22 protein-coding genes are annotated in these 16,761 nt (G+C 70.7%); 18 read left to right on the top strand and 4 right to left on the bottom strand.

The window, feature by feature from the left end; genetic code table 11:
• Positions 1 to 33 precede the first annotated feature (33 nt).
• Genes GA0115233_RS27370 through GA0115233_RS27360 form a run of 3 tightly spaced genes read left to right on the top strand, consistent with a single transcriptional unit; the run spans position 34 to position 2,243 of the window.
• Positions 34 to 897, top strand: coding sequence for an alpha/beta hydrolase (locus GA0115233_RS27370; RefSeq protein ID WP_176711954.1), 864 nt, complete (start codon positions 34 to 36; stop codon positions 895 to 897).
• A gap of 54 nt (positions 898 to 951) precedes the next feature.
• On the top strand, positions 952 to 1,206 hold the full coding sequence (locus GA0115233_RS27365; RefSeq protein ID WP_093722973.1) for a MoaD/ThiS family protein: 255 nt from the start codon (positions 952 to 954) through the stop codon (positions 1,204 to 1,206).
• Between the two features lie 2 nt (positions 1,207 to 1,208).
• Positions 1,209 to 2,243 (top strand): hypothetical protein, encoded by a 1,035-nt coding sequence (locus GA0115233_RS27360; protein WP_093722972.1) that lies wholly within the window; start codon positions 1,209 to 1,211, stop codon positions 2,241 to 2,243.
• Positions 2,244 to 2,257: 14 nt separating this feature from the next.
• Here the strand turns inward: GA0115233_RS27360 and GA0115233_RS27355 are convergent, their stop codons facing one another.
• Positions 2,258 to 2,461 (bottom strand): DUF397 domain-containing protein, encoded by a 204-nt coding sequence (locus GA0115233_RS27355; RefSeq protein WP_093722971.1) that lies wholly within the window; start codon positions 2,459 to 2,461, stop codon positions 2,258 to 2,260.
• A 4-nt stretch (positions 2,462 to 2,465) separates the two neighbouring features.
• Entirely contained in the window at positions 2,466 to 3,317 is an 852-nt protein-coding gene (locus tag GA0115233_RS27350) for a helix-turn-helix domain-containing protein (RefSeq protein WP_093722970.1), read from the bottom strand.
• Between the two features lie 238 nt (positions 3,318 to 3,555).
• On the opposite strand from GA0115233_RS27350, the gene GA0115233_RS27345 reads away from it, so the two are divergent.
• From GA0115233_RS27345 to GA0115233_RS27320, 6 genes are all read left to right on the top strand, one after another.
• On the top strand, positions 3,556 to 3,972 hold the full coding sequence (locus tag GA0115233_RS27345; protein ID WP_093722969.1) for an ATP-binding protein: 417 nt from the start codon (positions 3,556 to 3,558) through the stop codon (positions 3,970 to 3,972).
• A 174-nt stretch (positions 3,973 to 4,146) separates the two neighbouring features.
• Positions 4,147 to 4,893, top strand: coding sequence for an LmeA family phospholipid-binding protein (locus GA0115233_RS27340; RefSeq protein ID WP_093722968.1), 747 nt, complete (start codon positions 4,147 to 4,149; stop codon positions 4,891 to 4,893).
• Between the two features lie 244 nt (positions 4,894 to 5,137).
• On the top strand, positions 5,138 to 5,218 hold the full coding sequence (locus GA0115233_RS42430) for an Ms5788A family Cys-rich leader peptide (RefSeq protein WP_350751515.1): 81 nt from the start codon (positions 5,138 to 5,140) through the stop codon (positions 5,216 to 5,218).
• A gap of 126 nt (positions 5,219 to 5,344) precedes the next feature.
• Positions 5,345 to 6,190: a sulfurtransferase gene (locus tag GA0115233_RS27330; RefSeq protein WP_093722967.1), complete on the top strand. Its 846-nt coding sequence runs from the start codon at positions 5,345 to 5,347 to the stop codon at positions 6,188 to 6,190.
• A gap of 34 nt (positions 6,191 to 6,224) precedes the next feature.
• Positions 6,225 to 6,512, top strand: coding sequence for a DUF1416 domain-containing protein (locus GA0115233_RS27325; RefSeq protein WP_093722966.1), 288 nt, complete (start codon positions 6,225 to 6,227; stop codon positions 6,510 to 6,512).
• A gap of 88 nt (positions 6,513 to 6,600) precedes the next feature.
• Positions 6,601 to 6,861, top strand: coding sequence for a DUF3099 domain-containing protein (locus GA0115233_RS27320; protein ID WP_093722965.1), 261 nt, complete (start codon positions 6,601 to 6,603; stop codon positions 6,859 to 6,861).
• Positions 6,862 to 6,870: 9 nt separating this feature from the next.
• Here GA0115233_RS27320 and GA0115233_RS27315 read toward each other — a convergent pair whose 3' ends face one another.
• Positions 6,871 to 7,233 carry a DsrE family protein gene (locus tag GA0115233_RS27315; RefSeq protein ID WP_093722990.1) on the bottom strand — a complete coding sequence of 121 codons (363 nt, stop codon included), beginning with the start codon at positions 7,231 to 7,233 and terminating at the stop codon, positions 6,871 to 6,873.
• Positions 7,234 to 7,335: 102 nt separating this feature from the next.
• Here GA0115233_RS27315 and GA0115233_RS27310 point away from each other — a divergent pair, with 102 nt between their 5' ends.
• The 9 genes from GA0115233_RS27310 (at position 7,336) to GA0115233_RS27265 (ending at position 16,249) form a co-directional block, all read left to right on the top strand.
• Positions 7,336 to 8,112: a hypothetical protein gene (locus tag GA0115233_RS27310; protein ID WP_093722964.1), complete on the top strand. Its 777-nt coding sequence runs from the start codon at positions 7,336 to 7,338 to the stop codon at positions 8,110 to 8,112.
• Entirely contained in the window at positions 8,109 to 8,858 is a 750-nt protein-coding gene (locus GA0115233_RS27305) for a hypothetical protein (RefSeq protein WP_093722963.1), read from the top strand. The genes GA0115233_RS27310 and GA0115233_RS27305 overlap by 4 nt, the downstream gene beginning before the upstream one ends.
• Positions 8,859 to 9,925: 1,067 nt before the next feature.
• The gene (locus tag GA0115233_RS27300; RefSeq protein WP_369691382.1) at positions 9,926 to 10,639 is read left to right on the top strand and encodes a hypothetical protein; all 714 of its coding nucleotides are present in this window, start codon (positions 9,926 to 9,928) and stop codon (positions 10,637 to 10,639) included.
• 208 nt (positions 10,640 to 10,847) lie between these two features.
• A complete protein-coding gene (locus tag GA0115233_RS27290; protein ID WP_093722961.1) occupies positions 10,848 to 11,423 on the top strand; it encodes an FABP family protein in 576 nt (191 codons plus the stop codon).
• A gap of 372 nt (positions 11,424 to 11,795) precedes the next feature.
• Positions 11,796 to 12,455 carry a hypothetical protein gene (locus GA0115233_RS27285; RefSeq protein ID WP_093722960.1) on the top strand — a complete coding sequence of 220 codons (660 nt, stop codon included), beginning with the start codon at positions 11,796 to 11,798 and terminating at the stop codon, positions 12,453 to 12,455.
• 18 nt (positions 12,456 to 12,473) lie between these two features.
• The gene (locus tag GA0115233_RS27280; RefSeq protein ID WP_093722959.1) at positions 12,474 to 14,111 is read left to right on the top strand and encodes an N-6 DNA methylase; all 1,638 of its coding nucleotides are present in this window, start codon (positions 12,474 to 12,476) and stop codon (positions 14,109 to 14,111) included.
• A complete protein-coding gene (locus GA0115233_RS27275; RefSeq protein ID WP_093722958.1) occupies positions 14,108 to 14,767 on the top strand; it encodes a restriction endonuclease subunit S in 660 nt (219 codons plus the stop codon). Before GA0115233_RS27280 ends, GA0115233_RS27275 begins: the two co-directional genes overlap by 4 nt.
• 56 nt (positions 14,768 to 14,823) lie before the next feature.
• On the top strand, positions 14,824 to 15,273 hold the full coding sequence (locus GA0115233_RS27270) for a Fur family transcriptional regulator (protein WP_093722957.1): 450 nt from the start codon (positions 14,824 to 14,826) through the stop codon (positions 15,271 to 15,273).
• 10 nt (positions 15,274 to 15,283) lie between these two features.
• Entirely contained in the window at positions 15,284 to 16,249 is a 966-nt protein-coding gene (locus tag GA0115233_RS27265) for a CAF17-like 4Fe-4S cluster assembly/insertion protein YgfZ (RefSeq protein ID WP_093722956.1), read from the top strand.
• A gap of 14 nt (positions 16,250 to 16,263) precedes the next feature.
• Here GA0115233_RS27265 and dtd read toward each other — a convergent pair whose 3' ends face one another.
• Positions 16,264 to 16,689, bottom strand: a complete 426-nt coding sequence (gene dtd, locus GA0115233_RS27260) for a D-aminoacyl-tRNA deacylase (protein WP_093722955.1) — start codon at positions 16,687 to 16,689, stop codon at positions 16,264 to 16,266.
• Positions 16,690 to 16,761: the final 72 nt, after the last annotated feature.

Raw genomic sequence — 16,761 nt, 5'->3', positions numbered from 1 at the left:
TGCCCGAGTCCTCTGCCCAGCAGAATAGCCCACATGAGCACTGGTCGGGCAGGTCATGTGGCGCGTTCGACGCCCGTTCCGAATTCTGAGACGAGCAGACAGGCCGCTATACGGACGTTTCTGCGCACTAAAGACGGGGTGTCGATCGATTCCGTATACGACCCGAGTGCGGTCGTATACAAAACCGAAAGTGCACCTTCGCGTGACCTTGTGTTCGTGATCGCCCACGGATTCACCGGCGATGTGGACCGGCCGTATGTGCGGCGGGTGGCGAGGGCGTTCGCGCAGTACGGGGGCGTGGTCACGTTCTCCTTCCGCGGCCACGGACGCTCCGGCGGACGGTCCACCGTGGGCGACAAAGAGGTACTCGATCTGGCGGCCGCCGTGGAGTGGGCGCGGGGGCTCGGGCACGCGCGCGTGGTGACCGTCGGTTTCTCCATGGGCGGCTCCGTGGTGCTGCGGCACGCGGCGCTGTACGGGCCGCGGCACGAGGGGCGCACGGAGGCGCGTACGGACGCGGTGGTTTCGGTCAGTGCCCCCGCCCGTTGGTACTACCGGGGCACGGCACCTATGCGCCGCGTCCACTGGCTGGTAACCCGGCGCGGGGGCCGCCTGCTGAGCCGGTACGGCCTCAGGACCCGCATCCACCACCGCGACTGGGACCCGGTCCCGCTCTCCCCGGTGGAGTCGGTGCCGCTCATCGCCCCCACCCCGCTGCTGATCGTCCACGGCGACCGGGACGGCTACTTCCCGCTCGACCACCCCCGGATGCTCGCCGAGGCCGCGGGCGAGCACGGCGAACTCTGGCTGGAGCCGGGCATGGGCCACGCCGAGAACGCGGCCGGTGAGGAGCTCCTGGCCCGTATCGGTAGCTGGGCTGTCCGCCGGGCGGGCTAGCCTGGCCCTGTCGACAGCCCGCAGCGGCTGAGAGTCGAAGGACTGAGGGACGGGATGGCAAAGGTCACGGTGCGCTACTGGGCCGCCGCGAAGGCCGCGGCCGGGGTCGCCGAGGAGGCGTACGACGCGGCCACGCTCGCCGACGCGCTCACCGCGGTGCGCGAGCGACACCCCGGGGAACTGGTGCGCGTCCTGCAGCGATGCTCCTTCCTCATCGACGGTGACCCCGTGGGCACCCGCGGGCATGAGACGGTACGGCTGGCCGACGGCGGCACGGTCGAGGTGCTCCCGCCGTTCGCAGGAGGGTGACGATGACCAACCAGCCGTATCAGGGCGGCTACGACCCCTACGGGCAGCAACCGCAGCAGGGGTGGCAGCAGCAGGGTTACGAGGACCCGCAGTACACCCAGCAGTGGGCGGGGCAGACCTGGGAGACCCAGGTCCAGGCACCGGTGTCGGCGGCGGAGACGGCGTACCTGCCGCAGCAGGGGTACGAGGGGTACGAGCCGCAGGCGGTGCCACCGGTACCCGCCCCGGCTCCGGCCGCGCCCGACGCGTCGGACTACGGACCGCCCACGCTCGGCGGCAACACCCGCGTCACCGACGCACAGCGGGCCCGCGCCGAGGGCCGCTCCCCGATCATCGAGCCCGGTATGCAGCCGGCGGCGCTGACGGCGCTGCTCGGCCTGCTGCTGGCGGGCACGGCGGCGGTCGGCACCTGGGCGCTGCTCGCCCCGCTGGTGATCCTCCAGGGTGTCACCGCGGCCGGCTGGTTCCGGCTGAACGGCATGTGGCCCGCCCGCCAGGGCATCGCGCTCGCCTTCGCGGGCGCGCTCACGGCGGACGTCGCCCTGCTCGCCGCCGACCGGACCCCCGCGGCGATCCTCGGCACCCTCGGCGTCTGGGTCCTCCTCGTCCTGGTCCTCCAGCTCCGCTCCCACGCCGACCCGGACGAGCGTATGTACGGCCTGATGGCGACGGTCGTGTCGGCGGCGCTGGCGATCGTGGCGGCGGGCTATCTGGCGGCCAAGCCGGACGCGGTGACCGTGGGCGCGGTGGCCGTGGCGGTGGCCGTCCTCGCCCGGGCCCTTCCCCTGCCGACCCCGGCGTCGGTGGTGGTCTCCCTGCTCGCCGGGGCGGGCGCGGGCATCGCGGTGGGCGGGATGACGGACGCGGGCACGGAGGGCGCCCTGCTGGGCGCCGCGGCAGCGGCCTGCGCCCTGATCGGCCACCGGGTCGCGAGCTACGACTACCCGTCCAGGTTCGTCCACTTCACAGCGGGCGTGGCCCTGCCCCTGGCAGCGGCGGCACCCCTGGTGTACGTGCTGGGCCGGGGGCTGGGTTAACAGCCCCCGCAGGGTCAGGCGCGGGGCTCTCGGGCGTCGGTCTTGAGACCTGAGATGAACGCGGTGAAGACGTCGGCGGGGAGGGAGAGGGGGGCGCGGGCGCGGTCCTTGGAGTCGCGTATGGCGACCCTTGTCCCGAGGCGCGCCAGCTCTACGCAGGCATCGCCCTGGCCGCCGCCGGAGAAGGACGACTTCGTCCAGGTGTCGGGGGTGAGCACGTCCTCACAGCTCCTTCGTCAGCTGGTGGATGAAGTCACGCGAACGAGCGGGTTCGAGTGACATCGCCTCCACCCTACGGAAGAGCGCTCGATAGCGGGCGAGTTGCGCTGCGGCATCGATGAAGACCGGCCCGTTGGGGCTGTCGCGGACCATGGTGTCCAGCGCGGGGACTGGGCCGCCCGCGTAGACCATGGCACTCCCGGCCCCGCCGAAGCCGTCCAGTTCGAACGGGAGGACCCGGACCGTGACGTGATCGGCCTCGGAGAGTTCGACGATGCGGGCGAGTTGCGCCCGTGCGTCGGCTCGCGTGCCGACCCTGATACGCAGGGCGGCCTCGTGGATCAACGCTTCGTAGGGGACTGGGTCGGGCCGCTCGATGATGATCCTGCGCTTCATCCGGTGTTCCACCCAGCGCTCCACGTCGCTCTCCGGGAACTCCGGGTTGACGAAGGCGAAGAGCGCCCGAGCGTAGTCCTCGGTCTGCAGAAGGCCAGGGACGTGCAGGAAATCGGCGTCCCATCGGTATCGGGCGTGGTGTTCAAGCTCGGGCAGGTCGAGAAACGCCGTTGGCAGATCATCCCGGTACGACTCCCACCAGCCGCGCGCCCGCTCCGTGGCCATCGCGACCAGGGCGTCGACCAACTCCCTGTCCGCGCAGGAATAGTGGGCGGCGAGACGCCGTACACGGGCCTCGCTCACCCCAGCGATGCCGGACTCGATCTGGCTCATCTGGACGGAATCGGCCCCCAGCAGCGCCGCGGCCTCCCGCGCCTTGAGTCCTGCGGCCTCGCGTAGTTTGCGCAGCTCAGCGCCCAGACGGACCTGGCGTGCGGTGGGACGGCGCCGACGCGTCATCTCTTCCTCCTTGCCTCCAACGACCGGGAGGCAGCGACTCGTTCGGGCGCAAGATTACGACAACGGCTTGCGTGAGCCTAAATTTAGGACCTACGGTCGGTGACGCGACGAGCACTCTGCGAGATGCCGGAGTCCGGAAGCGCACCGCTCCGTCCTGCCGTGGCGGCTGCGGCAATGACACCGTCCCGCGCACCTCGCAGCACCAGCCAACTCTCCTACGCCCAACAGGAGTTCACCCATGCCGGAAAACGAGCCCGAACCCTGGGAGTACACCCTCCACATCCCCCACGACCCCCGAGCCGTTCCCGTATGTCGCCGTACCCTGCGCCTGATCCTGACCGTCCATGGCCTGATCCGGCTGGTGGACTCCGCCGAGTTGGTCGGGGCGGAGCTGGTCTCCAACTCCGTACGGCATACGGCGGGACCCGCCGCTCTGCGTGTCCGGTGGTCGGCCGGGGTGCTGCGGATCGGGGCGTGGGACGCCGACCCCGCGCCTCCGGACCCGCCGGAGAAGTGGGAGCGGCTGGGCGGGGTGGAGGAAGAGGGGAGAGGGCTGGCCCTGGTGCGGGCCTGTGCCGATGTGTGGGGGTGGCAGCCACTGTCGCGTGACGGCCGCCCCGGCAAGTACGTGTGGTGTGACCTGATTGCCGTCTGACCTGTGGATCGGGACCGGTGGAAGAGCTGGAAGGGGGCGCGGACAGTCGCCTCTCGACCCGCCCCCCCTGTCACAAGTGATCGACAATCGCGCGGCCCCCGGACACCGCCCGGTTACCCTCCCCGGAGGCGGCCACTCGGTCGTCGTGACCGCCTAGGTGGGGGACTCCGGAACATGCGCGCACTGCGAATAACGCTGATCATCGTCGTCGTCCTCGGTGGCCTGTTCGTACTCGCCGACCGTCTCGCCGTCGGCTTCGCCGAGGACGAGGCCGCGGAGAAGCTGAAGTCCACGGAGAACCTGGCGGCGACCCCGGACGTGTCGATCAACGGCTTCCCGTTCCTCACCCAGGTGGCCAGCGGCGAACTGGACGACGTCGAGGTCGGCATCGACGACTACGAGGCCAGCACGGGCGACGGTGGCAAGACCATCCGTATCGACGGGCTGCGGGCCAACATGAAGGGCGTCCACTTCTCCGGCGACTACAGCTCCGCCACCGCCGCCTCCGCCACCGGCACCGCGACGATCTCCTACGACGAGCTGCTCAAGGCCACCAAGTCGGAGCCCACCGAGGTCGTCCCCGGCGTGCAGGCCAATGTCGTCGGCCTCTCCGACGGCGGCAACGGCAAGATCAAGGTCGCCGTACGGGTCCAGGGGAAGGCCGCCGGCGTCCTGCCCGTCGACCGCACGCTGTCGGTGCTCAGCACGGTGACCGTCGAGAACAACAAGGTGCGGGTCAACGCCGACGCCCTGCCCGCGATCAAGGGCCTGTCGCTCGCCGAGGACCGGGTGCGCAGCATCACCGACTTCCAGCAGGCCATCGACCGCCTTCCCGGGGGCATCGAGCTGGACAAGGTCGAGGCGGCGAAGGACGGCGTGGTCATCACCGTGAAGGGTTCCGACGTCCGGCTCGCGGGGTAGGAAGGCCCAACGGGGCGGCCCAGCGCGGGGCGGCCCAACGGGGGCGGAAACCCCCTGGTGAACACCGGCTGTCCGAAAGGCGAGACGCCCCCGTCCGCACCGTAGCCGCGGCGGCGAAAACACGCCCCCGAAACCCTTGCGGGACGGGCCCGGACGGCGCGCGCATCCCACATCCCGGACGATCGCGTCTCAAAATACGACACACCGGTGACATGCGCGCCCGGACCTCCCTACGATCGCAGCTATGAAGCGACAGGCGGATCTCACGAAGCGGCGGGCAGTAGACCTGTGCCGCGTCGCCGCCATGCTCTGTCGCCCCTTCTGAGCGAAGAGCACCGACTCCTCGCATTTCCCCGCCGCCCTGCCCTGGGCACCCGTGCCGCCGTGCGCCGACGCACCGCGCGCACCCCTCTCACCTGCACGCCCCCGCAACTGCCCCGGAGGAGAAAGCATGAGCCGCAGCGACGTCCTGGTCGACGCCGACTGGCTCCAGGAGCACCTGGACGACGACAACATCGCGATCGTGGAGGTGGACGAGGACACGTCCGCCTACGAGAAGAACCACATCAAGAACGCGATCCGCATCGACTGGACCAAGGACCTGCAGGACCCGGTCCGGCGTGACTTCATCGACCAGGAGGGCTTCGAGAAGCTCCTGTCGAAGAAGGGCATCGCCAACGACACGCTGGTCGTCCTGTACGGCGGCAACAACAACTGGTTCGCGTCCTACGCCTACTGGTACTTCAAGCTCTACGGCCACGAGAACGTCAAGCTCCTCGACGGCGGCCGCAAGAAGTGGGAGCTGGACGCCCGCGAGCTGGTCGACGGCTCCGAGGTGCCCGAGCGCCCCACCACCGAGTACAAGGCCAAGCCGCAGGACACCTCCATCCGCGCCTTCCGCGACGACGTGGTGGCGGCCATCGGCGCGCAGAACCTGGTCGACGTCCGGTCGCCCGACGAGTTCTCCGGCAAGCTGCTCGCCCCGGCCCACCTGCCGCAGGAGCAGTCGCAGCGTCCGGGCCACGTCCCGACCGCCCGCAACATCCCGTGGTCGAAGAACGCCAACGACGACGGCACCTTCAAGTCGGACGAGGAGCTCAAGGCCCTCTACGCCGAGGAGCAGGTGGACCTCGCCAAGGACACCATCGCCTACTGCCGTATCGGTGAGCGCTCCGCGCTGACCTGGTTCGTGCTGCACGAGCTGCTCGGCGTGGAGAACGTCAAGAACTACGACGGCTCCTGGACCGAGTACGGCTCCCTCGTCGGCGTGCCGATCGAGCTCGGCGCCAACAAGTAAGACCGCCCGACCTTTACCCCCCAAGGAGTTCAACATGTGCGGAGCGAAGGCCGGCGGCCCCGACGCCTCGACGATCAAGCCCGGTGAGACCACCATCCAGGGCCAGGTGACCAAGGACGGCGAGCCGGTGCAGGGTTACGTGCGCCTGCTCGACTCGACCGGCGAGTTCACCGCGGAGGTCCCCACCTCCGCCACGGGCCAGTTCCGCTTCTACGCGGCCGAGGGCACCTGGACCGTCCGTGCGCTGATCCCCGGCGGCACGGCCGACCGTACCGTCGTCGCCCAGCAGGGCGGCCTGGCCGAGGTCGCGATCGCGGTCTGAGGCACGCCTGAGAACGGCCGGAGGGCCGCACCCCTGGGTTGGACGCCTGGGTGCGGCCCTTCCGCCTTTGCGGACCTACGCTGGACGTATGTACGCGCGGCGGCGTCGTCGGTACTTCGCCATGATGGGCACCTGCATCGCGCTGTTCGTCCTGGCCTGGGGCGTCGTACGCCTCTGGTCGGTCCCGGTGGCCGTCGGCATGTGCCTGGTGGCCATGGTGATCCCGCCCCTGGCGGCGATGGTCGCCAACCGGCGGGGCCCGGACGACCGCTGGTGGGACGACCCGTCCGGCGACCCCAAGTCCGACGAGTGGTGGGACGAGCTGGACGGCAAGAAGCGCCGCCCGTAGCTCCGCCCGTCAGTACACGAGCGCCTGCGCCCCGTCCCCGAGCGCCTCCTGTACGAACACCTGCGCGCCCGCGATCCGTACGCCCTCGATGACGTCCTGCTCGGTGATGTCCCGGCGCGCGGCGCACTGCGTGCACAGGGTGACCTGCCCGCCCGCGAGGACCGACTCCAGCAGGTCGGGCAGCGGAGCGGCGTGCGGCAGCTCGAACTCGGCCGCCTTCCCCGGGAGCGCGAACCACGCGGACTCCCCGGTCAGCCACAGCGACACCTCGACCCCACTGGCCACGGCCACCGCCGCCACCGTGAACGCCTGAGAACACCGCTCGGGCGCATCGGCCCCGGCAGTCACCTTGATCACGAGCTTCTTCGCCATGCCCGAATCGTAATCAAGGCGCTTGCAACCTAGAGCGTTGGCCATGGGTCTCCTGTGCGCGCGCATACGGAATGCGGGCTACGAGTTCTGTGGGGGGACCCCTTGGAAGTACCCGAAGAGGAGGAGTCGGCAGCGCCGCGCCGCCTCCGTCGCGGGCGTCGTACGGCACTGCTGCTCACCGGCGCGGGCGTGCTGGGTCTGGTGGCGGGCACCTGCGCCGGCTACCTCGTGCAGGCCGAGCGTGAGCCGACGCCGCTGCCGCCGCTGTCCCAGCCGGAGCTGAAGCGGGCCGCGGGTGAGGCGCCGGAACCGCTCCCGGTATCCCGCGACCGCCAGGTCAGGACCGAGGGCGATCTGCGCAAGCTGGTGCTGCGCAAGCCGGCCGGCGCGCAGAAGGCCGGCTGGCTGACCGAGCCCGTGGAATGGCTGGACATGGCCGACTACGCCAACATGTACGACGACCCCAGCAGGGCGTACGCCAACATGGCGCCGGACTTCCGCCGCGCGGTCACCACCGGCTGGGAGACGGACACGTACACGGTGGAGATCAACCTGGTCCAGCACCGGCAGGACGAGACGCTCGCGGCCAAGAAGGCCGTCGAGAACCACCAGTACTGGGCGACCTTCGACGGCTCCGACCCGGAGAGCGACTTCTCCGAGAACAAGGACGTCAAGAGCTGGACCATCCCCGGCACCGAGGAAGGCACGGCCTACGTCGACACCGTGCCGGACACCGAACCGGGCTACGAGCCGCTGTACCGCGCGTCGGCGCACGCCTGGCGCGGGGACATCAACATGGAGATCTGGATCTACGGCTCCGAGCCGATCGCCAGGAAGACGATCCTCGACATTGCCGAACGACAGATGGAGCGGCTGTGAGCGAGGTCAAGAAGCGGTTCGGCGTACGCCGGGTACTGGCTGTCTCGGGGGCCGTTCTGCTCGCCGGGGCGCTGGTCGCCGGGGTCGGTCACACCGTGCTGACCGTGCGGGACGCCGACCGGGACGCGGGTGCGCCGCGGTGGGAGTTCCCGCCCGAGAGGTCCTCAGACGAGACCGGGACGCCGTCGCCCTCCGGGCTCGCGGGCCGGCTCGTGCCCTACGGCACCTACGGCTGGACGACCGGCCCCGACCTCGACGAGTTCGGTTCCGACGTCTCGCTCAGCGGTGCTCAGGCCGCGGCGCTGCGCAAGGAGTCGCTGCGTGATCTGCCGCGGACCCAGCGGCGGGCACTGGAGAAGCAGATCGACAGGTCGGAGATCACCGCCATGGCGATGCGCAGCTATGTGCTCGCGGAGGGCGAGGACTCCGCGGCGGTGAGCATCGTGCTGGCCGAGATGGAGAACCGCACGACGGTCCGGGAGACCTCGACGTTCCAGAGCGAGCTCCTCGGCTCCCTCGACTTCTTCCGCGCGGGCCCGAAGATCGAGGGCTACAAGAACGCCCGCTGCTACCTCTCACCGAAGGAGGCGGACGAGAACCTGGACTACCTGTTCTGCACCGCCCACCAGGGCAACGTCCTGATCACCGCCACGGCGAGCGCCATCCGGCCCCTCGACACCGAAGAGCTGGCCACCCTGTTCCGAGTCCAACTCGACCGCATCGCCGATCCGGGAGAGCGCGTATGACCCCCGAACCCCCCACCCCCCAGCCGTCGCCCCCGACTCCGGCGGGCCCGGCCCCGGAGGGGTCCACAGCCCTGCCCGTGACACCGGCCCCGGACCCGGAGCCCAACCCGATCTCGGTCTCGGGCCCTGACCCGGAGGAGGCCCCGGGCCCGGAGGAGGCCCCGGGCCCGGCTGTGGCCTTGGACCCGAGCCAGACTCCGACCCAGGAGCCCGTACCGGACCCGGCCCTGGAGCCCGTACCGGACCCGGCCCTGGAGCCCGTACCGGACCCGGCCCTGGAGCCCGTACCGGACCCGGCCCTGGCCCGGGAGGCAGCCCCGGCCCCAGCCCCTGGCGCGGCAGCGACGCCGGAAACTGCCTCGGAGCCGACGGCTCCGGCTCCGGCCCTGCCCCCAGCGCCGAGCCCGGCCCTGTCCGGGGGCCCGGCCCCGGAGGAGACTCCGGGCCCGGCTGTGCTCTTGGACCCGAGTCAGAATTCGACCCAGGAGCCCGTCCAGGACCCGGCCCTGGCCCAAGGGCCTGCCCCGGCCCGGGAGGCAGTCTCGGAGGCGACTCAGGAACCGACCTCGGCGGTCCCGGACACCGGCCCGGCTCCGGGGCAGGAGGCGACTCAGGAACCGACCTCGGCGGTCCCGGACACCGGCCCGGCTCCCGTGTCGGCTCCGGCCTTGGCTTCGGCGGTGGCCTCTGAGCCAGTCGCAACGGCTCCCGAACCCGCTGCGGCCCCGAGCCGGGAGACGGCTCCGAGCCTGGTCGAGAACCCGGCCTTGGCCGAGGTACCGGCTTCGGCGGTGTCGCCTGGGCCGGTCCCGGTGGCCCCGGAAGCCGGCCCGGCTCCGGCTCCGGCCGGGGTCCCGGGCCCGAGCGAGGCCCCGGGCGCAGCCGCCGGGGCGGGCCTCGGCCCGGGGGCGGCACCGGGTACAGGTGTCGTCCCGTCCGCAGTAGTACCGGGCGCCGGCGCTGTGCCGTTCGCGGTGGCGCCGGACGCAGGTGTCGACCCGTCCGCTTCGGTGCCCAAGGCGCGGCGCCTGTTGCGGGGGGCTCTGCGGTGGGGGGCTGCCCTGCTTGTGTTCGGTGTTCTTGGCGGGGGCTCGGCGTACGGCATCGCTCAGATGGAGCGGGCCGACGTGCCGGGGCTGGCGACCGAGTCGGACGGGCGGTGGGACTACCCGACGATCACCCTGCCGCCGTTGCCGTCGGGAAGCCCCGGGCCGTTCGACGAGGCGAATCCCGCCGGTACCCATCACGCGGATCTGCGCGCCCTGGTGCTGCCCGCGCCCGAGGGGGCGGTGGAGGACAAGGCGTTGCGCGGCGACGACGGATGGCTGGCGACGAAGGACTTCCTGGCGCAGTACCCCGCCAAGGCGCACCGCGACGAGCTGGGGCAGAAGCTGGTCGACCACGGGCTGCGGCACATCGCGGCCCGCGGCTGGACCACCGCGGACGGCACCCGCACCCGGATCTACCTGCTGCGCTTCGGCACCGCGGAGGTCGTCGAGCAGCTGACGACCGCCGACATCGCCCCGCTGGGCGCTCCCTCCTACACCGTGCGCGGAGGCGGCGACGCCGACTTCGACGAGGAGTTCGCGAAGGTCAAGAGGGTCCCGGAGATCACGCGGATCGCGTACACCGAGGCCAAGCCGTACGGCGCCGAACAGGTCCGCCAGGCGTACCTGATCGCGGGTGACGTCCTGGCGGTCGTCGTGCAGTCCCGCAAGGGGGAGGCCCTGAGCGTCCCCTTCCAGCAGACGGTCGTCCTGCAGAGCCAGCTGCTGGGCTGACCTCGGAACCGGTCCCGGCCCCCGGCCGCGTAAGCTGGGGGCCGGCCCGTGTGCCATCGCCCTCACCGCTCAGCAAGGAGCAACCCGTGATCATCTTCTTCGAGATCCTGCTGGTTCTGGTCGCCGTCGGCGTCCTCGCGTTCGCCGGCCTGACCGTGAAGAAGCTGTACCAGGGCCAGCGCTGACCCACGTCTAGGAATCGCCTCTCATGATCGAGATCCCGTCCGACCTCCACAAGGACCTCGTCCCGCTCGCCTTCCTGCTCGGCAACTGGGCCGGTGCGGGCGTGCACGACTTCCCCGGTGCCGAGAAGTGCAACTTCGGCCAGGAGGTCTCCTTCACCCACGACGGCCGGGACTTCCTGGAGTACCACTCCCTCACCTGGGTGCTGGACAACGACGGGAACAAGGTCAGGCCCCTGGAGTCCGAGCACGGCTTCTGGCGCATCGACGCCGACCGCAAGGTCGAGGTCACCATGACCCGGGACAGCGGCGTCATCGAGATCTGGTACGGCGAGCTGGCCGACAAGAAGCCGCAGATCGACCTGGTCACCGACGCCGTCGCCCGTACCGCGGCCTCCGACGGCTACAGCGGCGGCAAGCGCCTGTACGGCTACGTCAAGAGCGACCTGATGTGGGTCGGCGAGAAGCAGACTCCCGAGGTCGAGCTGCGCCCCTACATGTCCGCGCACCTGAAGAAGGTCGTCACCCCCGAGGACGTCGAGCGCTGGGCCAAGGCCCTCCCGGACGACATGCCCGACGACGGCATCGCCTTCTTCAAGTAGGCCCGCCGTTGGAGAGCCTGCGTCAAGCAGGCCCGCCCACTCTTGGTGGTTCAGCCCTTTCGGCTCGGAGTGTTCGCTGCGCCCCCGTGTGCCTTGTGACACGGGGGCGTCGTTGTGAGCGTTATCGGTTAACCCGCGGAGGGTTAACAGAATCGCAAGCATGGCAATGCACTTGCAGCGGGTGTGTGCTGATACTACAGTGACGTATGTCTTCGCGGTTCCGTGAAACGCGCGGAGCCCCGGTCGCAACATGCCTGCGACCGGGGCTCCGGAGGCTGTGCTCTGGGTGGCTTGCGATGCAGAGGCGGGCCCAGAACATTCGTCAACCACATTAGCACGACGCCCCCAAGCGGCGTCAGAGCGGGGGAATCGATGAGTACGCGCTTACCCGAGTGGATGACCCGGGACCTGTCTCTGCCGCGACTGCGCCGTTACATCCGTGCCGCGCACGGTGACGCGCGGGCGGCCGAGCGGCTGTACTGGTGGAACGTCGAGGTGTCGGCCGCACTGGTCGGCCCCCTTCACTGCCTGGAGCTGGCTCTGCGCAACGCCCTGCACGGCGCGCTCGTACGGCACCACGGCAGACCGGACTGGTGGGAGGCCGCGCCGTTGAACGAACGGGGCCGCCAGCTCGTGGAGAGCGCACGCCGCTCCTGCGGACGGCGCCTGCGACGCACGACGCCGGACGACATGGTGGCCGAACTGACCCTGGGCTTCTGGGTCTCACTGCTCAGCACCGGCTACGACCGGCACTTCTGGGTGCCCGTGCTGAACTCCGCGTTTCCGCACTACCGCGGACCCCGTGCGCGTCTGTACAGCGACCTGACCTCGCTGGTTCTGCTGCGCAACCGTGTCATGCACCACGAGCCCGTCCATCACCGGCATCTCGCGGCCGACCATGCAAGCATCTACCGGGTGCTCGGCTACCTCAGTCCCGAATTCGCCAAGGAGGCGCAGGCCATGGATCGTTTCCCTGACGTGCTCGCCGCCCGGGCGGACGTAGTCCGCGGTGTCAGACCGCCCCGGTTCTGACGAAGGGAAGGGAGTGCCATGACGGGCAACAGCGCTTCAGCGCCCGGCCGGCATGACGGCCCGCCTCTCGCCGGCACGCTTGTCTCCCGGCCCGATATCGCGCGCCTCGCGGGGGTGAAGCGGCCCGCCGTCACCAACTGGGAACGGCGATATCCGGACTATCCCGCTCCGGTCGGCGGGGACCCCGCATTGTTCCGCGCCGACGAGGTACTGGCTTGGCTGGCTCACAGGACCATTCCCGCGAACGCGCTGCTTCCTGACGAACCGGTGGGCACGACCTACGGCGACCGGTTCCGCGCGGGCCTTCCGGGAGGGGTGGCGGGCGGGCTGCTGCGCGCGGTCGAGCGGCTGGCAGGACCGGAGGCGGACCGGTTGCGGGGACCGACGCCGCTGGACCGCTATCTCTTCTGTCTGCTGCGCCTCGTCACGATCCGGGTGCTGGAGGGGACCGACGGCCTGAGCAGGCTCGTGCACGGGGATGCCGGGGCAGGCCAGGAGTACGGCGCCCTGGCGAAGGACGTGCCGCGTTCCCTGGCGAGCGAACTCGCCCACGCACTGGCTGGTGTCCCCGCGGCCTCCGACGACGAAGCCCAAGCTGCCTTCGATCATGTCCTGGCGCTGTGGAGTGCCGCGTACGCACGTGAGGGCGGGGCATTCCTCACTCCGCCCTCCGTGAGCCGGATCATGACCGGGGCGCTGGCTGCCGTATGCCCAGGGGCGGTGTCCGTGCACGACCCGTACGCCCGCACCGGTGAACTGCTCGTGGCCTACCTGGACGCGGTCGCCCCTCACGGCGGCGCCGAAACGGTCTGTTTCGGCGGCCAGGTACCGGAGGACACACAGCGCCAGGTGGCGGAGTGGAACCTGCGGGTGCACCACCGACGCAAGGTGCGGCTGGGCACGGGAACCGTGACCCCCGCACTCGATCCCCACGGTCTTCGGGGCGCGCTCGACGTGCTGCTCACCAACCCCCCCTTCGGCCGCATTCCGGAGTATGTGGCCCCCCCTCCGTACTGGAAGTACGGCACCGCCCGTCGGACGGAGTTCGACTGGCTCCAGTACGCCGTCTCGCTGCTCGCCCCCGACGGCCGGGCCGCCGTCCTGATGCCGGCCGGCGCCTCCTCCAACACCGGGGCCGCGGAGACGGTGCGTGCGGGGCTCGTGGAAGCCGGGGCGGTGGAGTGTGTGATCGCACTGCCCGCTGGGTTGTTCGCGCTCACCGCCGTCAAGACGCAGATCTGGTTCCTGCGCGCCCCCGGCTCCGGCGGCTCGCCCGCCCCTGACGTGCTGTTCGTGGCGGGCGAGCACCTTGGACACCAGGTCACCCGGACCCAGTGGGCCCTGTCCGAGGACGACATCGCCGCGCTGGTGGGGCAATACGTCTCCTGGCATCGGGCATCCGTAGCGGGGCAAGGCTTCGAGGGCGCCCAGGGCCTGAGCCGCGCAGTGCCGGTGAGGGCCGTCGTGGAGCAGGGCAACAGCCTGGATCCCCAGCGGTACGTCCCGTCCTTCGGGGCGGCCTCCGCCGTCCGCACCGGTCCGGACGAGATCCGGGAGCGGCTCGCCCGGCTGAGCGACGAGATCACCGCCCTGCGCACCCAGGCGGCCGAGGCCGACGCCGAGGTTGCCCGTCAGCTCAGGAGGTACGGACTGTGACGGACCGATGGACCGAGGAGGCCGCGCTGCCGACCGGTTGGTCGAGGCCCTTGTTGAAGGAGCTGTGGGCCTCCGCCCAGACCGGGCCGAGCCGCCGTCCGGCGGACAGGGAGCGCACCGTGGCCGACGGCGGCGCCCCCGTCGTACTGCCACGTGACCTGCGGGGGCTGAGGGTCGTCACCGGAGAACCCCGCGACATCCCCGCGATCCCATGGGACCGGGCGCGGATGCTGGCGCGGTACGAACTCGCAGCGGGAGACGTCCTCGTCACTCGCACGGGCACAGTGGGGCGCTGTGCACTGGTCACCGGGGAGCACCAGGGCTGGCTGTTCCACCCCAATCTGGTGCGGCTGAGGCTGCCGAAGGGGGGGCGGGTCACGGCCGCGTACCTGGCCGCGTATCTGGGCACGCCCACGGCACAGGACTGGATCCGGACCCGGACCGCCGTGGCGGTCATTCCCTCACTGAGTATTCGGACCCTGGGCGAGCTGCCCGTAGTGCTGCCGCCCCTCGGCGAACAGGAAGCGATCGGTGCGACGCTCGCGGCCCTCGACGACAAGATCCAGGCGCACTCCGAGATCATCCGCGCGACCCGCGCCTACCGTGACTTGCTGGCCGACGCGTTGATGAACGGTGCTCTGCCGGTCGAGTCCTGACCCCGTCAGCTTCAGATCCAACCTTGACCCTGTCACGCCCGCTCTAGACTGGTTCCGTGGTGAGCACCGACTGGAAGAGCGACCTCAGGCAGCGCGGCTACCGGCTGACGCCGCAGCGGCAACTCGTGCTCGAAGCCGTGGACACCCTTGAGCACGCGACCCCCGACGACATCCTCGTGGAAGTGAGGAAGACGGCGTCGGGGGTCAACATTTCCACCGTCTACCGGACCCTGGAGCTCCTGGAGGAGCTGGGCCTGGTCAGCCACGCCCACCTCGGGCACGGCGCGCCGACGTACCACCTCGCCGACCGGCACCACCACCTGCACCTCGTCTGCCGGGACTGCACCAATGTGATCGAGGCCGATGTGTCCGTGGCCGCCGAGTTCACCGCCAAGCTCCGGGACACCTTCGGCTTCGAGACCGATATGAAGCACTTCGCGATCTTCGGCCGGTGCAAGGACTGCACAGCCAAGAGCTCGCTGAAGTCTTCAACTACCGAGTCGTAGGCTTGCCTCCATGAAGAGCCCTCTGCTGACCCTGCCCGGCGCCGTCCCCGCCGAGGGCGTGGACGAAGGCGTCGCCGCCCACTACGGCGACCTGTTCCGCGAGCAGCGCGCACTCGCCGACGGCGCCGGTTTCGTCGACCTCTCCCACCGCGGGGTCGTCACCGTGACCGGCCCGGACCGGCTGAGCTGGCTGCACCTGCTGCTCACCCAGCACGTCAGCGAGCTGCCGGCGGGCGAGGCCACCGAGGCGCTGATCCTCTCCGCGCACGGCCACATCGAGCACGCCCTGTACCTGGTGGACGACGGCAGCACGGTCTGGGCCCATGTCGAGCCCGGCACCCAGGAGGCGCTGATCGCCTACCTGGAGTCGATGAAGTTCTTCTACCGGGTCGAGGTCGCCGACCGGACCGCCGACTACGCCGTGGTGTACCTGCCGGCCGGCTCCATCGCCGAGGTCCCCGAAGGCGTCGTCGTACGGGAGACCGCGCACGGCCGCGACCTCTTCCTGCCCCGCGCCGACCTGGAGGCCTACGTCGAGAAGGCCGGACCCCCGGCCGGGCTGCTGGCGTACGAGGCGCTGCGCGTGGAGCACCACCGCCCTCGCCTCGGTTTCGAGACCGACCACCGCACCATCCCGCACGAGCTGGGCTGGATCGGTACCGCCGTGCACCTGCAGAAGGGCTGCTACCGCGGCCAGGAGACGGTCGCCCGGGTCCAGAACCTCGGCAAGCCCCCGCGCCGGCTGGTCTTCCTGCACCTCGACGGCAGCGAGGTCCACCTCCCGGCCCCGGGCACGGAGCTGCGGGTCGCGGACGAGGGCCCGGACGGCCGCAAGATCGGCTTCATCACGACCTCGGTACGCCACCACGAACTGGGTCCGGTCGCCCTGGCCCTGGTCAAGCGCAACGTCCCGACGGACGCCCCGCTGGTCGCGGGGGAGACGGCGGCGGCGCAGGAAACCGTCGTCGAGCCCTAGCTAGGCCGCGGGCTCTACATCTCCAACTGCACCGTGAACGGGCCGTCGTTCGTCAGTGACACCCGCATCTTCGCGCCGAAGCGGCCCGTGGCCACCGTCGCGCCGAGCGCGCGGAGCTGGGCGACCACCTCGTCGACCAGGGGCTCGGCGACATCGCCGGGGGCCGCGGCGTTCCAGGTGGGGCGGCGGCCCTTGCGGGCGTCGCCGTAGAGGGTGAACTGGCTGATGACGAGCAGCGGCGCGTCGATGTCGCTGCACGACTTCTCGTCGTTCAGCATCCGGATCGTCCAGAGCTTGCGGGCGAGCTGGGCGGCCTTCTCCTTGGTGTCGTCATGGGTGACGCCCACCAGGACGCACAGCCCCTCCCCGGTGATCTCCCCGACCGTCTCGCCGTCCACGACGACGCTCGCGCCGTCCACTCTCTGCACCACTGCACGCATGCCGACCATCATGCCGTGTGCCCGGCAGCCGCCCGCAGGCCGCCCATGAGCGGATTCCGGACAGACGGGAAG

Source organism: Streptomyces sp. DI166, assembly GCF_900091315.1.
In the GTDB taxonomy this organism is placed as follows: Bacteria; Actinomycetota; Actinomycetes; order Streptomycetales; family Streptomycetaceae; genus Streptomyces; species Streptomyces fuscus.
The sequence above is the reverse complement of the archived record's forward strand: the minus strand, read 5'-3'. Positions and strand labels throughout refer to the sequence as shown.